This is a genomic window from Barnesiella sp. CU968 (assembly GCF_905219685.1).
Lineage (GTDB): Bacteria > Bacteroidota > Bacteroidia > Bacteroidales > Muribaculaceae > Lepagella > Lepagella muris_A.
Map to the genome: position 1 here is coordinate 1 of NZ_CAJMXD010000477.1, position 1981 is coordinate 1981.

The window sequence follows — 1981 nt, forward strand, 5'->3', positions numbered from 1 at the left end:
GGTGAAAAAGAACAAGCATGTGATTGTAAAGATTGAAGGCATATGTCTTGTCATGCTGCCTTTCATACATCCCGATCTGCTTGAACCTATAGACTGAGAAACTTCCATACGGTTATTAGCAAGTGTTTGAATTTAAACACACTCTTAGACTTGCCAAGACTCTGCTCGAGATGTTTCCCCTCGTTGTATAAGGCAACATCCTGCATTCAGCATTAAAGATAGAAATTCCTATTGTCAGTCTCCATGAGAAAATATAATATCGCAGTCGCGGGCACCGGCTATGTCGGTCTGAGCCTGGCGACACTGCTCGCTCAGCATAACCGGGTCACGGCAGTGGACATCATTCCAGAGAAGGTAGAGCTTATCAACAGCCGCAGATCTCCCATCAGTGATGAATATATCGAGAAATACCTTGCCGGGAAAGATCTTGATCTGACAGCCACACTTGACGGCGCATCGGCATATCGTGACGCGGATTTTATAGTGATAGCAGCTCCTACTAACTATGACCCGGTAAGAAACTATTTTGATACCCATTGTATAGAGGACGTCATAGATTTGGTGCTGAGCGTAAATCCCGATGCGGTGATGGTGATAAAATCTACCATTCCTGTCGGATATTGCCGCAACCTTTACGCCAGATATGCGGCACGTGGAGTGAAAAGGTTCAATCTATTGTTTTTTCCTGAATTTCTGCGCGAGAGCAAGGCGCTTTATGATAATCTATACCCGTCGCGCATAATCGCTGGAATACCTAAACTCATAGACGGGGAGGATTTCAAAGATGAAAACGAAGCTATTCTTGCCGTTGCCGATATAGATGGACTGGAGGATGCCGCCCGCGCGTTCGTGATGCTTCTTCAGCAGGGAGCCATAAAGAAAGATATTCCTACTCTCTACATGGGGATGAAAGAGGCGGAGGCTGTGAAACTTTTTGCAAACACATATCTTGCTCTAAGGGTAAGCTATTTCAACGAACTTGACACATATGCTGAAGTCAAAGGGCTTGATTCGCAGTCGATAATCGAGGGAGTAGGGCTTGATCCTCGCATCGGAACGCATTACAACAATCCCTCTTTCGGTTATGGCGGCTACTGCCTGCCCAAAGACACCAAGCAGCTGCTTGCCAACTATGCCGATGTTCCCCAGAACATGATGACCGCGATCGTCGAGAGCAACCGCACGCGCAAGGATTTCATAGCCGACAGGGTACTGAGGATGGCGGGATGGTATGACTACACCACCAACCCCACTCTCCATACATCCTCGCTGGAGCGCGACAGTCATTCGATACCCCCGGTGATCGGAGTATACCGTCTGACGATGAAATCGAACTCCGACAATTTCCGCCAGTCTTCGATACAGGGAGTGATGAAGCGCATAAAGGCAAAAGGCGCTACTGTGATTATCTATGAGCCCACCCTCGAAGACGGCAGCACCTTCTTCGGCAGCCGCGTTGTCAACGACCTCGCCGAATTCAAACGTCTCAGCAACGCCATCCTTGCCAACCGCACCTCACCCGACCTCGCCGATGTCTCCGACCGTGTCTACACCCGCGACCTGTTCAACAAAGACTGACAGTGGTTGCCATGTTCCGATAGATTTTTAGAATGTCTTTAAAAAAAGAATTTCTTTCAGGAGTATTCTATACTGCCGTAGCGAAATATTCGGGCATTGTCATTTCACTGATAGTGTCATCGATATTGGCGAGACTACTCACTCCCCAGGAATTTGGAGTAGTGGGTGTTGCGACTGTTATAATAGCTTTCTTTAATATATTGGGAGACATAGGAATCGGACCGGCTGTTATCCTACACAAGGAATTAACTGACAGGGATCTCAGCAGTATTCATACATTTACAACTTATACAGGTCTTGTTTTAGGTGCGTTTTTTTTCTTAAGCGCAGATATTATAGCCGACATATATGAAGATAATAAGCTGGTTGGAATATGCCGGTTGCTAAGTCGATCTATTGTATT

Annotated in this window: 2 protein-coding genes; both read left to right on the forward strand. The window is 46.7% G+C overall.

Annotation, left to right across the window (positions count from 1 at the left end):
* Nucleotides 1–243 precede the first annotated feature (243 nt).
* Entirely contained in the window at nucleotides 244–1578 is a 1335-nt protein-coding gene (locus tag JX312_RS12875; RefSeq protein ID WP_204458321.1) for a UDP binding domain-containing protein, read from the forward strand.
* Between the two features lie 32 nt (nucleotides 1579–1610).
* A partial coding sequence (locus JX312_RS12880; protein ID WP_204458322.1) for an oligosaccharide flippase family protein occupies nucleotides 1611–1981 on the forward strand: 371 nt, incomplete at its 3' end.

Coding starts and splice junctions, on each gene's coding strand:
- JX312_RS12875 (WP_204458321.1), top strand. CDS start 244: ATGAGAAAATATAATATCGCAGTCGCGGGCACCGGCTATGTCGGTCTG.